Annotated in this window: 18 protein-coding genes and 1 pseudogene; 1 reads left to right on the top strand and 18 read right to left on the bottom strand. The window is 58.6% G+C overall.

All coding sequences use genetic code 11. From position 1 onward, the window contains the following. Positions 1-211: 211 nt before the first annotated feature. A pseudogene (hopBF1, locus tag ACW9H9_RS19480) lies at positions 212-748 on the top strand (T3SS effector protein kinase HopBF1); the annotation flags it as partial. Between the two features lie 163 nt (positions 749-911). Here the strand turns inward: hopBF1 and glmS are convergent. From glmS to yidC, 18 genes are all read right to left on the bottom strand, one after another. Beyond that, positions 912-2744 carry a glutamine--fructose-6-phosphate transaminase (isomerizing) gene (glmS, locus tag ACW9H9_RS19475; protein ID WP_457344814.1) on the bottom strand — a complete coding sequence of 611 codons (1833 nt, stop codon included), beginning with the start codon at positions 2742-2744 and terminating at the stop codon, positions 912-914. A 10-nt stretch (positions 2745-2754) separates the two neighbouring features. After that, positions 2755-3522 (bottom strand): DeoR/GlpR family DNA-binding transcription regulator, encoded by a 768-nt coding sequence (locus tag ACW9H9_RS19470; protein ID WP_457344813.1) that lies wholly within the window; start codon positions 3520-3522, stop codon positions 2755-2757. Between the two features lie 153 nt (positions 3523-3675). Continuing rightward, the gene (gene glmU / locus ACW9H9_RS19465; protein ID WP_457344812.1) at positions 3676-5043 is read right to left on the bottom strand and encodes a bifunctional UDP-N-acetylglucosamine diphosphorylase/glucosamine-1-phosphate N-acetyltransferase GlmU; all 1368 of its coding nucleotides are present in this window, start codon (positions 5041-5043) and stop codon (positions 3676-3678) included. Between the two features lie 115 nt (positions 5044-5158). Beyond that, positions 5159-5584, bottom strand: coding sequence for a F0F1 ATP synthase subunit epsilon (locus tag ACW9H9_RS19460; RefSeq protein WP_457344811.1), 426 nt, complete (start codon positions 5582-5584; stop codon positions 5159-5161). 44 nt (positions 5585-5628) lie between these two features. Continuing rightward, positions 5629-7005, bottom strand: a complete 1377-nt coding sequence (gene atpD / locus ACW9H9_RS19455) for a F0F1 ATP synthase subunit beta (protein ID WP_457344810.1) — start codon at positions 7003-7005, stop codon at positions 5629-5631. Between the two features lie 27 nt (positions 7006-7032). Then, on the bottom strand, positions 7033-7893 hold the full coding sequence (gene atpG / locus ACW9H9_RS19450) for a F0F1 ATP synthase subunit gamma (protein ID WP_457344809.1): 861 nt from the start codon (positions 7891-7893) through the stop codon (positions 7033-7035). A 50-nt stretch (positions 7894-7943) separates the two neighbouring features. Then, positions 7944-9488, bottom strand: a complete 1545-nt coding sequence (atpA, locus tag ACW9H9_RS19445) for a F0F1 ATP synthase subunit alpha (RefSeq protein ID WP_457344808.1) — start codon at positions 9486-9488, stop codon at positions 7944-7946. A 21-nt stretch (positions 9489-9509) separates the two neighbouring features. Beyond that, positions 9510-10046: a F0F1 ATP synthase subunit delta gene (locus ACW9H9_RS19440; RefSeq protein ID WP_457344807.1), complete on the bottom strand. Its 537-nt coding sequence runs from the start codon at positions 10044-10046 to the stop codon at positions 9510-9512. Between the two features lie 12 nt (positions 10047-10058). Beyond that, positions 10059-10529 carry a F0F1 ATP synthase subunit B gene (locus ACW9H9_RS19435; protein WP_457344806.1) on the bottom strand — a complete coding sequence of 157 codons (471 nt, stop codon included), beginning with the start codon at positions 10527-10529 and terminating at the stop codon, positions 10059-10061. A gap of 57 nt (positions 10530-10586) precedes the next feature. Then, positions 10587-10844: a F0F1 ATP synthase subunit C gene (gene atpE / locus ACW9H9_RS19430; RefSeq protein WP_002555987.1), complete on the bottom strand. Its 258-nt coding sequence runs from the start codon at positions 10842-10844 to the stop codon at positions 10587-10589. Positions 10845-10977: 133 nt separating this feature from the next. Further along, positions 10978-11847 carry a F0F1 ATP synthase subunit A gene (gene atpB / locus ACW9H9_RS19425; RefSeq protein WP_457344805.1) on the bottom strand — a complete coding sequence of 290 codons (870 nt, stop codon included), beginning with the start codon at positions 11845-11847 and terminating at the stop codon, positions 10978-10980. Between the two features lie 16 nt (positions 11848-11863). After that, positions 11864-12271, bottom strand: coding sequence for a F0F1 ATP synthase subunit I (locus ACW9H9_RS19420; protein ID WP_457344804.1), 408 nt, complete (start codon positions 12269-12271; stop codon positions 11864-11866). 148 nt (positions 12272-12419) lie between these two features. Beyond that, positions 12420-13292 (bottom strand): ParB/RepB/Spo0J family partition protein, encoded by an 873-nt coding sequence (locus tag ACW9H9_RS19415; RefSeq protein WP_457344803.1) that lies wholly within the window; start codon positions 13290-13292, stop codon positions 12420-12422. Between the two features lie 9 nt (positions 13293-13301). Continuing rightward, positions 13302-14099, bottom strand: a complete 798-nt coding sequence (locus ACW9H9_RS19410) for a ParA family protein (RefSeq protein WP_457344802.1) — start codon at positions 14097-14099, stop codon at positions 13302-13304. Positions 14100-14117: 18 nt separating this feature from the next. Next, a complete protein-coding gene (rsmG, locus tag ACW9H9_RS19405) occupies positions 14118-14762 on the bottom strand; it encodes a 16S rRNA (guanine(527)-N(7))-methyltransferase RsmG (RefSeq protein WP_457344801.1) in 645 nt (214 codons plus the stop codon). Beyond that, complete coding sequence (mnmG, locus tag ACW9H9_RS19400) at positions 14759-16651, bottom strand: tRNA uridine-5-carboxymethylaminomethyl(34) synthesis enzyme MnmG (protein WP_457344800.1); 1893 nt, start codon at positions 16649-16651, stop codon at positions 14759-14761. The genes rsmG and mnmG overlap by 4 nt, the downstream gene beginning before the upstream one ends. Before the next feature lie 551 nt (positions 16652-17202). Further along, the gene (gene mnmE / locus ACW9H9_RS19395; protein WP_457344799.1) at positions 17203-18573 is read right to left on the bottom strand and encodes a tRNA uridine-5-carboxymethylaminomethyl(34) synthesis GTPase MnmE; all 1371 of its coding nucleotides are present in this window, start codon (positions 18571-18573) and stop codon (positions 17203-17205) included. Positions 18574-18651: 78 nt separating this feature from the next. Then, the gene (gene yidC / locus ACW9H9_RS19390; protein WP_457344798.1) at positions 18652-20334 is read right to left on the bottom strand and encodes a membrane protein insertase YidC; all 1683 of its coding nucleotides are present in this window, start codon (positions 20332-20334) and stop codon (positions 18652-18654) included.

Raw genomic sequence — 20334 nt, 5'->3', positions numbered from 1 at the left:
GGCAAACTCAGCGGCCAAGGCCATGATGAGTTACACCACTTCCAGGGACACGATCGGGGGATGGTCGCAGAGCGAACGCGCCGTTTCAGTTCGGTCTTTTCTTCGGGGCTAAGCGTGATGTCCAGAGCGCTCACTGTCAGCTCTCCAAGGCAGGGGTGACGTTTGAAGTGTAGACGAATTACTCAGAAATTTATTTCGCGAACAGCACACTAGATTTAACGCTATTGCGTCGTTAGGTGTAAAGCTTGGAACCGGCAGCCAAAAAGATGTCTACCATTCTCAACAGGATGCCAGGCAATGTGTGTGTCTGATCCGCGCCGGCACCACCGGAAACATTCCGCCGAGTGACTACGCTGAAAAAGAAATGCAACTGACCAAGCAGCTGAAAGACTTGGGGTTTCCGGTAGTCGATGCGCATGCGCTGGTCGACTATAAGGGCCAGGTGGGTCTTTCCAAAGACTACATTCATAACGCAATCGATTCTGAGGACGTAATTCATAACCGCACGAGCTTTCCCAGCGACGTCAGGTTTAATACAAATGTCCAAAAGGACTGCGACGCTATCATTGCCAAGTTGAAAACCCACAACGTGCACATTGAAGACTTACAGTTCATCATTGATGGGTATGGACGGGTGCGCATCAATGATCCCCGCGATGTAGTGAGATCTTCGCCCGAAAAAAGTATTAATAAGGTTCGCGAATTGCGGGCCATCGCATTGAACAACTTGCTTGACGACAGCGACTGACCGCTCAGGCGGACTCTGCACTCCAAAAGCAGATGCTCGTTAACGAGTGCTCCGTCTCTGCCAGAAAAACGCTCACGAAGGAGAGAGTCGTTTGGAGCCCACTGAGGCCCCAAACGAGACGGTTTTAAATCCTGAAGAGCATCACCAAACCAATCTTCACAACCTACTCCACCGTCACCGACTTCGCCAAGTTGCGCGGCTGGTCCACGTCTGTCCCCTTGAGCACTGCCACGTAGTACGACAGCAATTGCAACGGGAGGGTGTAGAAGATCGGCGCCAGGGTGTCGTGGATGTGCGGCATGTTGATCACATGGGTGCCTTCACCGTTGGTCATGCCGGCTTTTTCGTCGGCGAACACGATCAACTGGCCGCCACGGGCGCGCACTTCCTGCAGGTTGGATTTGAGCTTTTCCAGCAGTTCGTTGTTTGGGGCCACGGTGACCACGGGCATGTCGTCATCCACCAGTGCCAGCGGGCCGTGTTTGAGTTCGCCAGCGGGGTAGGCTTCGGCGTGGATGTAGGAGATTTCCTTGAGTTTCAGGGCGCCTTCCATTGCCACCGGGTATTGCGCGCCACGGCCCAGGAACAGGGTGTGGTGTTTGTCGGCGAACAGCTCGGCGATTTTTTCCACCGTGCCGTCCATGGCCAGGGCTTCGCCCAGGCGGGTGGGCAGGCGGCGCAGTTCTTCGACCAGTTCGGCCTCGACGCCCGCGGCCAGGGTGCCACGGACCTGGCCCAGGGACAGGGTCAGCAGCAGCAGGCTCACCAGTTGGGTGGTGAAGGCTTTGGTGGAGGCCACGCCGATTTCGCGCCCGGCCTGGGTCAGCAGGGTCAGGTCCGACTCGCGCACCAGCGAGCTGATGCCCACGTTGCAGATGGCCAGGCTACCGAGGAAGCCCAACTCCTTGGCGTTGCGCAGGGCGGCCAGGGTGTCAGCGGTTTCGCCGGACTGGGAAATGGTGACGAACAGGGTGTCGGGCTGCACCACCACTTTGCGGTAGCGGAACTCGCTGGCGACTTCGACCTGGCACGGGATACCGGCCAGTTCTTCGAGCCAGTAACGCGCGACCATACCGGCGTGGTAGCTGGTGCCGCAGGCGACGATCTGCACGTTGCGCACCTTGGCGAACAGCTCGGCGGCTTGCGGGCCGAAGGCCTGGACCAGCACCTGGTTCTGGCTCAGACGGCCTTCCAGGGTGCGTTGCACCACGGCGGGTTGTTCGTGGATTTCCTTGAGCATAAAGTGGCGGAACTCGCCCTTGTCCGCCGCTTCGGCGCCGTCGCGGTATTGCACGGCTTCGCGTTCGACGGGCTGGCCGTTGACGTCCCAGATCGACACGCTTTCGCGGCGGATCTCGGCAATATCGCCCTCTTCCAGGTACATGAAACGGTCGGTGACCTGGCGCAGGGCCAGTTGGTCGGAGGCCAGGAAGTTTTCGCCCAGGCCCAGGCCGATCACCAGCGGGCTGCCACTGCGCGCGGCCACGAGGCGGTCGGGCTGGCTGGCGCTGATCACGGCCAGGCCATAGGCGCCGTGCAGTTCTTTGACGGTGGCCTTGAGGGCGCGGGTAAGGTCGCCCAGGTCTTTGAGTTTGTGGTTGAGCAGGTGGGCGATGACTTCGGTGTCGGTGTCCGACGAGAAGGTATAGCCCAGGCCCTTGAGTTGCTCACGCAGCACTTCGTGGTTTTCGATGATGCCGTTGTGCACCACGGCCAGGTCGCCAGAAAAGTGCGGGTGCGCGTTACGCTCGCAGGGCGCGCCGTGGGTGGCCCAGCGGGTGTGGGCAATGCCCAGGCGGCCGACCAGCGGCTCTTCTGCCAAGGCCTGTGCCAGTTCGCTGACCTTGCCCGGGCGACGGGCGCGCTCGAGTTTGCCGGCGTTGGTGAAAACCGCCACGCCTGCGCTGTCGTAGCCGCGGTATTCGAGGCGTTTGAGGCCTTCGACCAGGATGGCCGTGATGTTACGTTCGGCAACTGCACCAACAATTCCACACATGGGTTTTCTCCTAGATGACTGCCGCGCAAATCAGCGTGATGCCGCGGGCTTGGATCTGGTCGCGGGCCTCAAGAGGCAGGCGATCATCGGTAATAAGGGTATGGACGCTGCCCCAGGGCAGTTCCAGGTTGGGAATCTTGCGGCCGATCTTGTCGGACTCCACCATCACCACCACTTCACGGGCCACCTCAGCCATCACCCGGCTCAGGCCCAGCAGTTCGTTGAAGGTGGTGGTACCACGCACCAGGTCGATGCCATCAGCGCCAATAAACAGTTGGTCGAAGTCGTACGAGCGCAGCACCTGTTCGGCAACCTGGCCCTGGAACGAGTCCGAATGCGGGTCCCAGGTGCCGCCGGTCATGAGCAGCACCGGTTCGTGCTCCAGCTCGCTCAAGGCGCGGGCCACGTGCAGGGAGTTGGTCATGACCACCAGGCCAGGCTGATGGCCCAGCTCGGGGATCATGGCGGCGGTGGTGCTGCCGCTGTCGATGATGATGCGGGCGTGTTCACGCAGGCGTTTGACGGCCGCACGGGCGATGGCGCGCTTGTAGGCCGAGACGGGCTGGGCGGGGTCGCCCACCAGCTCTTGAGGCATGGTGATGGCGCCACCGTAGCGGCGCAGCAACAGGCCGTTACTTTCGAGGGCCGCCAAGTCCTTGCGGACAGTGACCTCGGAGGTTTCAAAACGTTTGGCCAGTTCGTCCACACTCACTTCGCCCTGCTCATTAAGCAGGGTGAGGATATTGTGACGGCGTTGGGGGGTATTTCGTTTCGACATGGTGGCTTTAAGTTTCGATCCGAAAGATAACGAACGCAATCAAAACCTATTGGGCGGGTGACGTCAAGCCAGCGGGAAAGATTTTAGGGATGAACAACGCCGACGGAGAGCAGGCAAGCGCTGCTCCCCGTGGTTGAGAGGGATGTGGATAACTCAGGCTTTCGGCAGTTTGACCGGGCGTTTCCAGCCATCGATATTGCGCTGACGAGCGCGGGCCACACCAAGCTGCAAGTTATCCACAGCCTGATTGATGGTAGAACCGGCTGCCGTGGTGGCGCCGTCGCCCACCGTCACCGGGGCCACCAGCGAGTTGTTGGAGCCGATGAATACGTCTTCGCCCAGCACGGTCTTGTGCTTGTTCGCCCCGTCATAGTTGCAGGTGATGGTGCCAGCGCCGATGTTGGTGCGGGCGCCGATGACCGCGTCGCCCAGGTAGGTCAAGTGGCCCGCCTTGGCCCCTTCGCCCATGTGCGCGTTTTTCAGCTCGACGAAGTTACCCACATGGGCTTTTGCTTCCAGCACGCTGCCCGGGCGCAGCCGTGCGAACGGGCCGGCATCGCTGCCCTCGCCCATCACGGCCCCTTCAAGGTGGCTGTTGGCCTTGACCACTACGCCCTTGCGCAGGGTGCTGTCTTTGATCACGCAGTTGGGACCGATGACCACGTCGTCTTCGATCACCACGCGGCCTTCCAGGATCACGTTGATGTCGATCAGTACGTCGCGGCCCACGGTGACCTCACCGCGCACGTCAAACCGGGCCGGGTCGCGCAGGGTCACGCCTTGGGCCATCAGGCGGCGGCCTTCGCGCAGTTGGTAATGACGCTCGAGTTCGGCCAGTTGTTTGCGGTCGTTGGCGCCCTGCACTTCCATCGGGTCGTGGGGCTGCTCGGTGGCCACCAGCAGGCCATCGTTGACGGCCATTTCGATCACGTCGGTCAGGTAGTACTCGCCCTGTGCGTTGTTATTGGACAAACGGCTCATCCAATCAGCCAGGCGGTTCGCCGGGACGGCAAGAATGCCGGTGTTGCCTTCGGTGATGGCGCGTTGGGCTTCAGTGGCGTCTTTGTGTTCAACGATGGCCGCCACTTTGCCTGCGGCATCACGCACGATGCGGCCGTAGCCAGTGGGGTCGTCCAGCTCCACGGTGAGCAAGCCCATTTGGCCCGCAACCACGTGCTTGAGCAGGCGCTGCAGGGTTTGCACTTCAATCAGCGGCACGTCGCCGTAGAGGATCAGTACGGTGTCGGCCGTGATGAACGGCACCGCCTGGGCGGTCGCGTGGCCAGTGCCCAGTTGTTTGTCTTGCAGGACGAAATTCAGGTCATCGGCCGCCAGGCGCTCACGTACCACGTCGGCACCGTGCCCAATCACCACATGGATGCGCTGCGGCGCCAGCTGCCGGGCGCTGTGGATAACGTGGCCCAGCATGGAGTTACCGGCAACCGGGTGCAGCACCTTGGGCAGGGCCGAACGCATGCGGGTGCCTTGGCCGGCGGCGAGAATTACGATTTCGAGAGACATGAATGGCTACCAATCCTGGGCGGTCCGGATTCAGACCAGAGAAGTGTTTTGCAAAAAAAGAAAAAGGGTAGCCGAGGCTACCCTTTTTAATCAATCACACAGGACGCGTGACGGCTTAGCCGCCAAACTTCTTGCGGATCTGCTGGACGGTACGCAGCTGGGCTGCGGCCTCGGCCAGACGTGCAGCAGCAGAACCGTAGTCGAAGTCTGCGCCTTTTTCGTTCAGGGCCTTCTCGGCAGCCTTGACGGCTTCCTGAGCAGACGCTTCGTCCAGGTCGGCAGCACGTTGCACGGTGTCGGCAAGTACCTTGACCATGTTCGGCTGAACCTCGAGGAAACCACCGGAGATGTAAAACACCTCCTTGTCCCCGCCCTGCTTGGTCAGCGTGATCGGACCCGGCTTCAAGCTGGTGATCAGCGGGGCGTGGCCCATGGCGATACCAAGATCACCCAGCTCGCCGTGCGCTACTACCAACTCGACCAGACCGGAGAAGATTTCCCCTTCCGCACTGACGATATCGCAATGGACTGTCATAGCCATCTGATTGCCTCAACCTGATGAGCGCCCGTTGCCGGGCGCCTGGATTACAGTTTCTTGGCTTTCTCGATCGCTTCTTCGATGCCGCCAACCATGTAGAACGCTTGTTCTGGCAGGTGGTCGTAGTCACCGTTGAGGATGCCTTTGAAGCCAGCAATGGTGTCTTTCAGGGAAACGTATTTACCCGAGGCACCGGTGAAGACTTCAGCCACAAAGAACGGCTGCGACAAGAAACGCTGGATCTTACGAGCACGGTTTACCAACTGCTTGTCGGCTTCCGACAGCTCGTCCATACCCAGGATCGCGATGATGTCCTTCAGCTCTTTGTAACGTTGCAGAACGTACTGGACGCCGCGAGCGGTGTCGTAGTGGTCCTGGCCGATTACGTTCGGGTCCAGCTGGCGCGAAGTCGAGTCCAGTGGGTCGACCGCTGGGTAGATACCCAGGGAGGCGATGTCACGGGACAGTACGACGGTGGCGTCCAAGTGGGCGAAGGTGGTCGCTGGCGACGGGTCGGTCAAGTCGTCCGCAGGTACGTATACCGCTTGGATCGAGGTGATCGAACCTTCCTTGGTCGAAGTGATACGTTCTTGCAGAACGCCCATCTCTTCAGCCAGGGTCGGCTGGTAACCCACTGCCGAAGGCATACGGCCCAGCAGTGCGGATACTTCAGTACCGGCCAGGGTGTAACGGTAGATGTTGTCGACGAACAACAGAACGTCGTTACCTTCGTCACGGAACTTCTCGGCCATGGTCAGGCCGGTCAGGGCGACGCGCAGACGGTTTCCCGGCGGCTCGTTCATCTGACCGTAAACCAGCGCCACTTTGTCCAGAACGTTGGAGTCCTTCATCTCGTGGTAGAAGTCGTTACCCTCACGGGTACGCTCGCCCACACCGGCGAACACGGAGTAACCGCTGTGCTCGATGGCGATGTTACGGATCAGTTCCATCATGTTGACGGTTTTGCCTACACCGGCACCACCGAACAGGCCCACTTTACCGCCCTTGGCGAACGGGCAAACCAGGTCGATAACCTTGATGCCGGTTTCCAGCAGGTCGTTGCCGCCTGCCTGTTCCGCGAAGGATGGCGCAGGACGGTGAATGCCCCAGCGCTCGTCGGTGTCGATCGGGCCCGCTTCGTCAATCGGGTTGCCCAGTACGTCCATGATCCGGCCCAGGGTCGCTTTACCGACCGGTACGGAGATGGCAGCGCCAGAGTCGATGACGCCCAGACCGCGCTTCAAGCCTTCGGTGGAACCCATCGCAATGGTACGAACTACGCCGTCGCCCAGCTGCTGCTGAACTTCCAGAGTAGTTTGCGCGCCTTGTACACTCAGCGCGTTGTAGATGCTCGGTACGCTGTCGCGTGGAAATTCCACGTCGATAACGGCGCCGATGATTTGAACGATACGTCCGCTACTCATAGCTGGATCCTCTGAATATTTGAACCGTTAAACCGCGGCAGCGCCGCCGACGATTTCCGAGATCTCTTGGGTGATCGCAGCCTGACGCGCCTTGTTGTAGACCAGCTGCAAATCGCTGATCAGATCACCGGCGTTGTCGGTAGCGTTTTTCATCGCGATCATCCGCGCCGCTTGTTCAGCTGCGTTGTTCTCGACCACCGCCTGGTACACCTGCGACTCCACGTAGCGCACCATCAAGCCGTCAAGCAGCTCTTTGGCGTCTGGTTCGTAGAGGTAGTCCCAGTGGTGCTTGAGTTCCTGATCCGGGGTCGCAACCAATGGAACCAACTGTTCCACGGTAGGTTGCTGGGTCATGGTGTTGATGAACTTGTTGGATACCACGGACAGGCGGTCAATCCGGCCTTCCAGGTACGCATCCAGCATCACCTTGACGCTACCGATCAAGTCATTGATCGACGGCTCTTCACCCAGGTGGCTGATAGCTGCAACGACGTTACCGCCGAAGTTGCGGAAGAAGGCCGCACCCTTGCTACCAATCACGCACAGATCGATCTCGACGCCTTTTTCGCGGTTTACCGCCATGTCCTTGACCAGGGCCTTGAACAGGTTGGTATTCAGACCACCACACAGACCACGGTCACTGCTCACAACCACATAACCCACACGCTTTACTTCGCGGTCGATCATGAACGGGTGGCGGTATTCCGGGTTGGCGTTGGCCAGATGCCCAATTACCTGGCGGATACGCTCCGCATAAGGACGGCTAGCAGCCATGCGCATTTGTGCCTTGCGCATTTTGCTGACCGCCACTTTTTCCATGGCGCTGGTAATTTTTTGCGTGCTTTTGATGCTCGCAATCTTACTGCGAATCTCTTTTGCGCCTGCCATGTAACACCTATCAGGTTAGCAAGCGGGAGCCTTGCGGCTCCCGCTGCGGCTTACCAGGTTTGGGTGGCCTTGAACTTCTCGATACCGGCTTTCATGCCAGCGTCGATGTCGTCATTGAAGTCACCCTTCACGTTGATCTTCGCCATCAATTCGGCGTGATCGCGGTTGAAGTAAGCAATCAGCGCTTGTTCAAAGCTGCCGACCTTGGCGATTTCAACGTCGGTCAGGAACCCACGCTCAGCGGCATACAGCGACAACGCCATGTCAGCGATCGACATCGGGGCGTATTGCTTCTGCTTCATCAGCTCGGTAACGCGCTGACCATGCTCAAGTTGCTTACGGGTCGCTTCGTCCAGGTCAGAAGCGAACTGGGCGAATGCCGCCAGTTCACGGTACTGAGCCAGAGCGGTACGGATACCACCGGACAGCTTCTTGATGATCTTGGTCTGAGCGGCACCACCCACACGGGATACCGAAACACCGGCGTTCACTGCAGGGCGGATGCCTGAGTTGAACATGGCCGATTCCAGGAAGATCTGACCGTCGGTGATGGAAATCACGTTGGTCGGAACGAACGCGGAAACGTCGCCAGCCTGGGTTTCGATGATCGGCAGTGCGGTCAGGGAACCGGTTTTGCCGGTCACTGCGCCGTTGGTGAACTTCTCTACGTACTCTTCGGATACGCGCGATGCACGCTCCAGCAGACGGGAGTGGAGATAGAACACGTCGCCTGGGTAAGCTTCACGGCCTGGTGGACGGCGCAGCAGCAGGGAAATCTGGCGGTAAGCCACTGCTTGCTTGGACAGATCGTCATAAACGATCAGCGCGTCTTCACCGCGGTCGCGGAAGAATTCACCCATGGTGCAACCGGAGTACGGTGCCAGGAATTGCAGCGCAGGAGATTCCGAAGCACTGGCCGCCACGATGATCGTGTTGGCCAGGGCGCCGTTTTCTTCCAGTTTGCGAACCACGTTGGCGATGGTCGATTGTTTCTGACCGATGGCTACGTAGACGCAGAAAATGCCGCTGTTCTTCTGGTTGATGATCGCGTCGATCGCCAGAGCGGTTTTACCGATCTGACGGTCACCGATGATCAGCTCACGCTGGCCACGGCCGACAGGAATCATGGCATCGACAGCCTTGTAGCCAGTCTGTACAGGCTGGTCTACCGACTTACGCCAGATCACGCCTGGAGCAACTTTCTCGACCGCGTCGGTCTCGGTGTTGTTCAGCGGACCTTTGCCGTCAACGGGGTTACCCAGTGCATCGACCACGCGACCCAGCAGCTCCTTACCAACAGGAACCTCGAGGATGCGGCCAGTGCACTTGGCGCTCATGCCTTCGGCCAGCGACTGGTAGGAGCCCAGTACAACGGCACCTACGGAGTCTTGCTCCAGGTTGAGGGCCATACCGTAGACGCCGCCCGGAAACTCGATCATCTCGCCGTACATAACGTCGGCCAGACCGTGAATCCGCACGATGCCGTCAGATACGCTGACGACAGTGCCTTCGTTACGGGCTTGGGAGGTCACATCGAGCTTGTCGATGCGGCCCTTGATAATTTCACTTATTTCGGAAGGATTGAGTTGCTGCATTGCTCTGCTGCCCCTTCAAACTCAAGATTTCAATGCTTCGGCAAGTTTCGCGATTTTGCCGCGAATCGAGCCATCGATAACCAGGTCGCCGGCGCGGATAACAACACCACCAATCAGTGATGCGTCCTCCGAAGCTTGCAGGCGCACTTCCCGGTTGAGTCGTGCACTGAGAACCTTGGCGAGTTTGTCTTGCTGTTCTTGGTTCAATGCAAATGCACTGGTGACTTCCACATCTACCGATTTCTCTTGTTCGGCCTTGTACAGGTCGAACAGAGCGGCGATCTCCGGCAACAGCAGGAGACGGTCGTTTTCAGCAACGACGTGGATGAAATTCTGTGCCTTGGCATCGAACTTGTCGCCGCACACGTCAATAAACGTGGCGGCCTTGTCTGCGCTCGTCAGTCGCGGGGCCTTGAGCACGCGCCGCATAGTGTCATCTTGTGACACTGCTGCAGCCAGGCCGAGCATGGCTGACCAATTGGCCAGTTGCTGGTGGGCCTGAGCGTGCTCGAAGGCCGCCTTAGCGTAAGGTCGGGCCAACGTGGTCAGTTCTGCCATGATCGCCCTCGCTTAAATTTCAGCAGCCAGTTTGTTAACCAGCTCTGCGTGCGCGTTTTGATCGATTGTGGCACCCAGGATCTTCTCGGCGCCGCCGACTGCCAGCAAGCCCACTTGGGCACGCAGCGCGTCTTTGACACTGTTGAGTTCCTGTTCGATCTCGGCCTGAGCCTGGACCTTCACACGGTCAGCGTCGAGACGGGCTTTTTCAACAGCCTCTTCGACGATCTGGTTACCGCGTTTCTTGGCCTGCTCAATGATTTCAGCTGCCTGAGCTTTCGCTTCGCGCAGTTGCTGACCCGCTTTCTCTTGGGCCAGTTCCAGGTCGCGAGCTGCACGGTTGGCAGCGTCCAATCCGTCCGCGATCTTCTTCTGACGTTCGTGCAAGGCAGTGATGACCGGAGGCCATACGAACTTCATGCAAAACAGTACAAAAATTAAGAACGCAACGGACTGGCCGATCAGGGTTGCATTAATGTTCACGCCAACACCTCGCTCGTTCGTTGTCCATCACACCAATCAACTCGACAATTCGAGTGATTAGCCAGCGAGTTGACCAACGAAGGGGTTCGCGAAGGTGAAGAACAGTGCGATACCCACACCGATCATGGTCACGGCGTCGAGCAGGCCGGCGACGATGAACATTTTAACTTGCAGCATTGGAACCATTTCTGGCTGACGCGCGGCGCCTTCCAGGAACTTGCCGCCCAGCAGGCCGAAACCAATGGCAGTACCCAGAGCACCCAGGCCGATCAACAGTGCAACAGCGATAGCGGTTAGACCAACTACAGTTTCCATCTTTCCTCCCGACTTTTACGTCGTATGGTTTAGGTTTTTTAGATTTTAAAGCGGTAAAACAAATCGTTTCATAGCCCTGGTGGGCCACCTTCCCGTTTCACCGGGAAGGACATCAGACCAGTCGAAACAGGTCTTAATGGTTCTCTTCGTGCGCCATCGACAGGTAGACGATGGTCAGCATCATGAAGATGAAGGCCTGCAGGGTGATGATCAGGATGTGGAACACAGCCCACGCCCACTGCAGAACAATGCCCAGGCCGCTAAGCCAGAGCAGGCCGCTGCCGAACATCACAGCGATCAGAATGAACACCAGCTCGCCGGCATACATGTTGCCGAACAGTCGCAGGGCCAGGGAGATCGGCTTGGCGACCAGAGTCACGAACTCCAGCAGGAAGTTCACCGGGATCAGCAGGGCTTGAACGAAGATGTTCTTGCTGCCGAACGGGTGCAGGGTCAGTTCGCCGATGAAGCCGCCGATGCCCTTGACCTTGATGCTGTAGAAAATGATCAACGCAAACACCGACAGGGCCATGCCCAGGGTGGCGTTAGGGTCCGTGGTCGAAACGGCACGGAAAGGAATGTGGTGATCGCCGGTGATCAGGATGGCCAGCTGAGGAATCCAGTCAACCGGGATCAGGTCGACGGCGTTCATCAGGAACACCCAGACGAAGATGGTCAGTGCCAGCGGCGCAATCACCGGGCTGCGGCCATGGAAGCTGTCTTTCACGCTGCCATCGACGAATTCGACCAGTACTTCAACGAAGTTCTGCAAGGCACCTGGTTGACCGGAAGTGGCTTTCTTTGCCGCCAGGCGGAAAAGGAAGACAAAGATCAGGCCCAGTGCGACAGACCAGCCCAGAGTGTCCAGGTGGAATGCCCAGAAGCCCATTTCTTTGGCTTCTGCTGCGGAGTGGGCAAAGCCCCAGCCGCCATTGGGTAGCTGACCGAAGGTCAGGTTCTGCAAGTGGTGCTGGATATAGCCCGAAGCGGTTGTTTCTGCCATGGTTGCCTCAAACGCCCTAAGGTCTCGAAAGTCTTGTTTTCATAAGCAGGGGAGCGAACCAGCTGACCAGTTGGGTCAACACGAACACGCCGAATACTGCCAGCGGCGCCAGTGGCTTCACACCTGCAAAGGTCAGTGCGAACAGCACTGCCGTCAAAATCAGTTTCCCCGCCTCGCCGGCATAAAAAGACCGGACGATAGCCTGGGCTGCTCGGGCGCCGGAAAACCGAAAGGCCCTGTGAGCAAAATACATATTGGGCAGCAAGGCTATCAGGCCTCCGCAAAGTCCTGAATATCCGGCAACGACTCCATGCCCATACCAAAGCGCCAAGGCGGCGATCAGCAAAACGGCGAACTGGGCCACTAAAACCGGAAAAACGGCCAAGCGATGGAACGGCAACGTGTTTGGCGTGCGGGTTTCCATCACTCTTGCTCCTCAATGGTCGGCTGCCGCAAATCAATAACTTGGCATAATTTGTGCCGACAAAATGCGCGCAGAGTATAGGGGCGGTTAAGCCCCTATTCAACTGCCGGGTAGTCTTTTCCGATCGCGCGCTACATAAGCAAATGTTTCAACGGATGTGGGCAAGGACGCCCTGAAGCTCATCCAGTGAGTTATATCCGATCACCAATTGCCCTTTGCCTTTCTTGCCATGGCGAATCTGCACCGCAGACCCCAGCCGCTCGGCCAGGCGCTGCTCCAAGCGGGCGATATCCGGATCAGATTTGGGCGTTTCGACCGGTGCAGGTTTGCCGCTGAGCCACTGGCGAACCAGCGCCTCGGTCTGGCGAACCGTCAGGCCACGTGCGACAACATGTCGCGCCCCCTCAACCTGTTGATTTTCCGGCAAACCCAGCAACGCACGGGCATGACCCATTTCCAGGTCGCCATGGGACAGCATGGTCTTGATCACTTCCGGCAACGCAATCAGGCGCAGCAGGTTGGACACGGTCACGCGGGACTTGCCCACCGCATCGGCCACTTGTTGCTGCGTCAGCTGGAACTCTTGCTGCAAACGCTGCAGGGCGATCGCTTCTTCGACCGGGTTGAGGTTCTCGCGCTGGATGTTCTCGATCAGCGCCATGGCGATGGCAGCTTCATCCGGCACGTCACGCACCATGGCCGGAATGGTGTCCTGGCCCGCCTGCTGGCTCGCGCGCCAGCGGCGTTCACCGGCGATGATTTCAAAACGCCCGCCACCGATCGGACGAACTACGATCGGCTGCATCACGCCCTGGACCTTGATCGAATTCGCCAGCTCTTCCAGTGCCTGGGGGTCCATGTCCCGGCGTGGCTGGTATTTGCCGCGCTGGATCAGGTCCAGCGGCAGGTGCTGCAGCTCGCGCTCATCGGCCTGCACCGCTTGTTCTTCAAGCGAAGTGACAGTGGGGCCACTGAGCAGTGCATCCAGTCCACGTCCTAGACCTCGTTTCTTGACGGCCATGGGGATTCCTTAAGTTGGCTGGGCGGCAGCGGTGCGGGAAGGACGGCGTTGACGGCGAACCATCTCGCCCGCCAAGGCCAGGTAAGCCAGGGCGCCACGCGATTGTTTGTCGTAGGCCAGCGCCGGCATGCCGTAGCTTGGCGCTTCCGCCAGGCGGATGTTGCGTGGAATCACGGTGTCATACAGCTTGTCGCCGAAGTGTTCCTTGAGCTGGGCCGACACATCGTTCATCAGGCTCAGGCGCGGGTCGAACATGGTGCGCAGCAACCCTTCGATCTGCAGGTTCGGGTTGAGCAGCTCGGCGATACGCTTGATGTTATCCACAAGGTCGCTCAACCCTTCCAACGCGTAATACTCGCACTGCATGGGGATAATCACCCCGTCGGCGGCCACCAGGGCGTTGAGCGTCAGCATCGACAGCGACGGCGGGCAGTCGATCAAAATGTAATCGTAATTCTCGCGGACCGGCGCCAGGGCGCTGCGCAGACGGCTTTCTTTCATCTGCATTTCCAACAGCACTACTTCCGCCGCGGTCAGGTCACGGTTGGCCGGCAGCAGTTGGTAACCGCCGTGCTCGGAAAAGTGCATGGCCTGGGCCAGGTCGCACTCGCCGATCAGCAAGTCGTAGACCGAGTTTTCCAGGCCGTGTTTATCCACACCGCTGCCCATGGTGGCGTTGCCCTGTGGATCGAGGTCGATCAACAGCACCCGACGCTTGGTCGCGACCAGGGATGCTGCGAGGTTGATACAGGTGGTGGTCTTGCCCACACCACCTTTCTGGTTCGCTATCGCGAATACCTTAGCCATTCTTGCTTGTGTTCCCAATCATGCCGTGCGGCGCAGTATCAGCAGATGGCGTTGGCCTTGGCAACCGGGTACGGCCAAGGCGTGTTCGCTACCTAAGTGGAAGTCTGCCGGCAATGCTAACAGCTCATCGCTTGGATGGACGCCCTTCATTGCCAGCCAGCGGGTGTCGCGATCGCCCAGGTGGCGCGTCCAGTTCGTAAAGTTCTCCATGCTGCTGAAAGCCCGGGAAACAATTCCGTTGAAGGGCTGTGGCGGCGTGAAGGCTTCGACCCGGCTGTGGATAACATTCAGGTTATCCAGCTTGAGCTCAAGTTTGACCTGGGTCAGGAAGCGGGTTTTCTTGCCGTTGCTGTCCAGGCACGTCACGCGCGAGTCGGGAAACAGAATGGCCAACGGAATACCGGGCATGCCACCACCGCTGCCGACGTCGAGCCAGCGACCGTTTTCGATAAACGGCATCACGCTGAGACTGTCGAGCAGGTGGCGAGACACCATCTCGTCCGGGTCACGCACGGCGGTGAGGTTGTAAGCCTTGTTCCATTTGATCAACAGGGCCAGATAACCCAACAGCAATTCATGTTGGGCTTCGGTCAGGTGCACGCCGAGCTGGCGCGCACCTGTGGATAATTCTTCAGCGTGTTGCGAGGTAACGGACGAACTCAAGCGCTCTGCTCCAACTGACGGCCCGCGCCGCGTTTTTTCAAGTGAATCATCAATAGCGAAATAGCCGCCGGGGTAACACCCGGGATGCGCGACGCCTGGCCGAGGGTTTCTGGCCGAGTTATCCCCAGCTTGCTTTGAATCTCTTTGGACAAGCCGGATATGCCCGTGTAATCGATATCCACAGGCAATTTGGTGTCTTCACTGGCGCGCAGGCGAGCGATTTCGTCCTGTTGGCGATCGATGTAACCGGCGTACTTGGTCTTGATCTCGACCTGTTCGGCCACCTGTGGGTCTTCGGCCCCGCCGCCGGTCGCTTCGACCAGACCAGCGTAGTCGATTTCCGGGCGCGACAGCAGGTTGAGCAAGTTGTACTCGTGGGTCAGTGGCGTACCGAACTTTTGCGCAATGGCGTCGCCCTGCTCGGTCCCCGGGCGAACCCAGGTGCTTTTCAGGCGCTGCTCTTCCCGCTCGATGTTTTCACGTTTTTGGCTGAACGCGGCCCAGCGGGCATCGTCCACCAGGCCCAGCTCGCGACCTTTTTCGGTCAAGCGCAAATCGGCGTTGTCTTCGCGCAGGATCAGGCGGTATTCGGCCCGGGAGGTAAACATCCGGTACGGTTCCTGGGTCCCAAGGGTAATCAGGTCATCGACCAACACGCCGATGTAGGCCTCATCGCGACGCGGGCACCAGCTGTCTTTGCCCTGCGCACGCAGGGCAGCGTTGGTGCCGGCGAGCAAACCCTGGGCGCCGGCTTCTTCGTAACCGGTGGTGCCGTTGATCTGCCCGGCGAAAAACAGGCCGCCGATCACTTTGGTTTCCAGGCTGTATTTCAAGTCGCGCGGGTCGAAGTAGTCGTATTCGATGGCGTAGCCCGGGCGCACGATGTGGGCGTTTTCCATGCCGCGAATCGACTGCACGATCTGGATTTGCACGTCGAACGGCAGCGATGTGGAAATACCGTTGGGGTACAGCTCATTGGTGGTCAAGCCTTCCGGTTCGATGAAGACCTGGTGGCTTTCCTTGTCGGCGAAGCGGTGGATCTTGTCTTCGATCGAGGGGCAGTACCGCGGGCCAATGCCTTCGATCACCCCGGAATACATCGGCGAACGGTCGAGGTTCGCGGCAATGATTTCGTGGGTGCGGGCGTTCGTGTGGGTAATCCAGCAACTGATCTGCTGTGGATGCTGTGCTTTGGACCCCATGAACGACATCACCGGAATCGGCGTGTCGCCCGGCTGTTCGGTCATGACCGAGAAATCCACAGAGCGGGCATCGATGCGCGGCGGCGTACCGGTTTTCAGGCGCCCTACCCGCAAAGGCAATTCGCGAAGACGGTGCGCCAGGGCAATCGACGGCGGATCACCGGCGCGTCCGCCGGAATAGTTCTGCAAACCAATGTGGATAAGTCCGCCAAGAAAGGTGCCGGTGGTCAATACCACGGATTCCGCGAGGAAACGCAGGCCCATTTGAGTGACTACACCGCGGACCTGGTCCTGCTCGACGATCAGGTCGTCGGCCGCTTGTTGAAATATCCACAGGTTCGGCTGGTTTTCCAGGGTTTCGCGAATGGCGGCCTTGTAAAGGATGCGGTCAGCCTGGGCACGCGTCGCACGCACGGCTGGGCCTTTGCGGCTGTTCAATACGCGAAATTGAATACCCCCTTTATCGGTCGCCATGGCCATCGCGCCGCCCAGGGCATCGATTTCCTTGACCAGATGGCTTTTGCCGATACCGCCAATGGCGGGGTTGCAACTCATGGCTCCGAGGGTTTCCACGTTGTGCGTCAGTAGCAGGGTTTTGACGCCCATGCGCGCTGACGCCAGTGCTGCCTCGGTACCGGCATGACCGCCGCCGATGACGATCACTTCAAAACGGGAAGGGAAATCCACCACGCACCTCGTGCCTGCTTATGTAGGTAGTCAGGAATTGATTGTTGAAAGGGGTTTTAGAGCTTTGCGGGCAAGTATAGGGACTTCGCCCTTCCTAAAGAACCCTTTGCACAAAAATTAACCAGCTGTGGATGACTGGCGGACAATAGAAATTAAAAGAGAGAAATTTATTAAATCTTTGTTTTTATGTTTATTTCTAGTGAACCCTCTATCTGTGGATAAAGCGCTACAGGCCTTTATTTACGTTCTGTACAGCGTTTCAAAAGTCTGTGGTTAGCTGCCAATGAGGGGTTGGGATAAGTGCTTTAAGCCTGTGGATTAAACAGGTGGTTATCCACAGAGGCAGTTTTGCTCAGTTTTCAAGCCTGCTTATCAACCGGGTACAGGCGGGGTTATTCACAGGGCTTAATTCACAAAAAAATGCCTGATGACCTGAATCGCGCGCACGCAAATGCCACCCACGTTGGGCAGTGATTCAAAAAGAGGGGATTGAATGCCCTGAGCAGGGCAGGACAGGCAGGCGCGAATGGCCTGCCTGGTACAACGAAAGGTTATTTACCGATACAGAAGCTGGAAAAGATCCTGCCCAGCAAATCATCGGAACTGAACGCGCCGGTGATTTCCCCCAGCAACTGCTGGGCCTGTCGTAAATCCTCGGCCAGCAGCTCTCCAGCGCCCGCCTGGGTCAACTGTGCCCGGCCATGTTCAAGGGCCGCGCTGGCCTGGCGCAGTGCCTCCAGGTGCCTTCGACGGGCGCTGAAGCTGCTTTCTGAGGTCTGCTCGTAACCCATGCAGGCCTTGAGGTGGTCGCGCAACAACTCTAGGCCTTCACCTGCCGAGCGGGCGCTGAGACTCAGGGTCACGTGGCCATCTTCACTGACTTGCAGCGCAATGGCTTCGCCGGTCAGGTCCGCCTTGTTGCGAATCAGCGTTACTTTTGACGGGTCCGGGCGCTGTTCAAGGAATTCTGGCCACAACGCGAAGGGGTCCGCTGCTTCGGGTGCGGTGGCATCGACTACCAGCAGCACGCGGTCGGCCTCGCCGATGGCTTTGAGTGCCCGCTCCACGCCGATTTTTTCCACATGGTCGTCGGTATCGCGCAGCCCGGCGGTGTCGACGACATGCAGCGGCATGCCATCGATGTGGATATGTTCGCGCAAGATGTCCCGCGTCGTCCCCGCAATCTCGGTGACGATCGCCGCTTCCCGCCCCGCCAGGGCATTGAGCAAGCTGGATTTGCCCGCATTCGGCCTGCCGGCGATCACCACCGTCATTCCGTCACGCAACAAAGCGCCCTGCCCGGCTTCGCGCAAGACTGTGGATAACTCGGTGCGGACTTTATCCAGCATCGCCAGCACGTGGCCATCAGCCAGAAAGTCGATTTCTTCTTCCGGGAAATCAATCGCCGCCTCGACGTAGATCCGCAAGCTGATCAGTTGCTCGGTCAAGTTATGCACACGCAGAGAAAAAGCCCCCTGCAAGGACCGCAACGCATTGCGCGCGGCCTGTGCAGAACTGGCCTCGATCAAATCAGCGATGGCTTCGGCCTGGGCCAGGTCGAGCTTGTCGTTGAGAAACGCACGCTCGCTGAATTCCCCCGGGCGCGCCAGTCGGCAGCCCAATTGCAGGCAGCGCTGCAGCAACATGTCCAGGACAATCGGCCCGCCGTGGCCCTGCAGTTCCAGTACATCCTCACCCGTAAACGAGTTAGGCCCCGGGAAATACAGCGCCAGACCCTCGTCCAGCACCTCATCCTGTTCTCCCAGGAACTGCCCGTAATGGGCATAACGGGGTTTCAGTTCACGGCCGCTGAAAGCCTTGGCTGCAACCGACGCCAGCGGGCCGGAAATACGCACGATACCCACCCCCCCACGGCCCTGGGCGGTGGCGACGGCGGCGATGGTTTCACGAGGAGCGTTCATTGCGCGAATCCGGGCAAAAGTGACGGAAAGCAAAACGCCCCACGAGGGGGCGTCTTGAGTGGTTATCCACAGAGTAGGTTACGCCTCGGCTTTTTTGGTAGCCGCTTCGATCCTACGGGTGATGTACCACTGTTGGGAGATGGACAGGCAGTTGTTCACAACCCAGTACAGCACCAGGCCGGCCGGGAACCACAGGAAGAAGAAGGTGAAGATGATCGGCATCATTTTCATCACCTTGGCCTGCATCGGGTCCGGAGGCGTCGGGTTCAGACGCTGCTGGATGAACATGGTGGCGCCCATGATGATCGGCAGGATAAAGAACGGATCCTTGATCGACAGGTCGGTAATCCACAGCATGAACGGCGCCTGGCGCATTTCCACGCTTTCGAGCAGTACCCAGTACAGCGACAGGAACACCGGCATCTGCACCAGAATCGGCAAGCATCCACCCAGCGGGTTGATCTTCTCTTTCTTGTACAGCTCCATCATGGATTGCGACATTTTCTGCCGGTCATCACCATGCTGTTCTTTCAAGGCCGCCAGTTTAGGCGCCACGGCACGCATGCGCGCCATCGACTTGTAGCTGGCTGCCGACAGCGGGAAGAACAGGCCTTTGATCAGCATGGTCAGGAAGATGATCGACCAACCCCAGTTGCCGATGATGCTGTGGATATGTTGCAGCAGCCAGAAGATCGGCTGGGCAATGAACCACAGGAAGCCGTAATCCACCGTCAGTTCCAGGCCTGGGGACAACTCTTTGAGCACGGCCTGGCTCTTCGGACCGGCGTACAGGGTAGCGCTGGTTTCAGCCTTGGCACCTGGTGCAACGGTCAAAACGGGACCGGTGAACCCGATGATGTAGTTACCTTGGCTGTCTTTGCGGGTCTGAACCAGGTTCGAGTCGCCCTTGGATGGAATCCACGCGGTCACGAAGTAGTGTTGCAGCCAGGCCACCCAGCCACCTTGCACGGTTTCTTTGAGCGAGCCCTTGTCGATATCTTTCATCGACACTTTTTTGTACGGCTCGCTACTTGTCCACAGGGCAGCGCCCAGGTAAGTGGCGGTGCCGGTGGCGGTGCTCGAAGATGGGTCAGCGCTGTTGTCACGCTTGAGCTGGGCAAACAGGTTGCCGGTCCAAGGCTTGGCGCTTTCGTTGTCGATCAGATAAGTGATCTTCAGATCGTACAAACCGCGGGTGAAGCTGAAGCGTTTGATGTAATTGACGCCGTCGTTGCTGAATTTCAGGTCGACGTTCAATTGGTTCTGGCCATCAGCCAGTTGATAAGTCTTCTGCTCGGTCGAGTAAATCGGACGACCGGTAGCACGTGCGTCCGGACCATCAGTACCGGTCAGGCCGCTTTGTGCCAGATAAATGCGTTCGCCACCGTTATCAAACAGTTGGAACGGAACATCCGGGTGATCCTGGCGACGTGGATACAGCGGCAGTTTCAACTGCGCGATATCGCCACCTTGTGGATCGATGGCCAAGTCCAGAACATCCGTTTTTACATGGATGAGGTCTTTATTGGTGATGACCGGCGTCTCTAGCGGGGCGCTGGTACCGGTATTCGCAGTGGGCACATCGGCACTTGCCGAAGCATTGTCACCCAGTGGCGTGTCCGCAATGGCGGGCGCCGACTGATTAGTAGCAACATTCTGAGTCGGCAGGGCAGCCTGGCCGTAGTCCTGGTTCCACTTAAGGACCATGACGTAGGACACGATTGCCAGGGCGACGATCAGGATCGTGCGTTTAATATCCAT

Source organism: Pseudomonas sp. SDO5215_S409, assembly GCF_054071325.1.
Note: the sequence above shows the minus strand (reverse complement) of the source record. Positions and strands in the feature narration are given on the sequence as shown.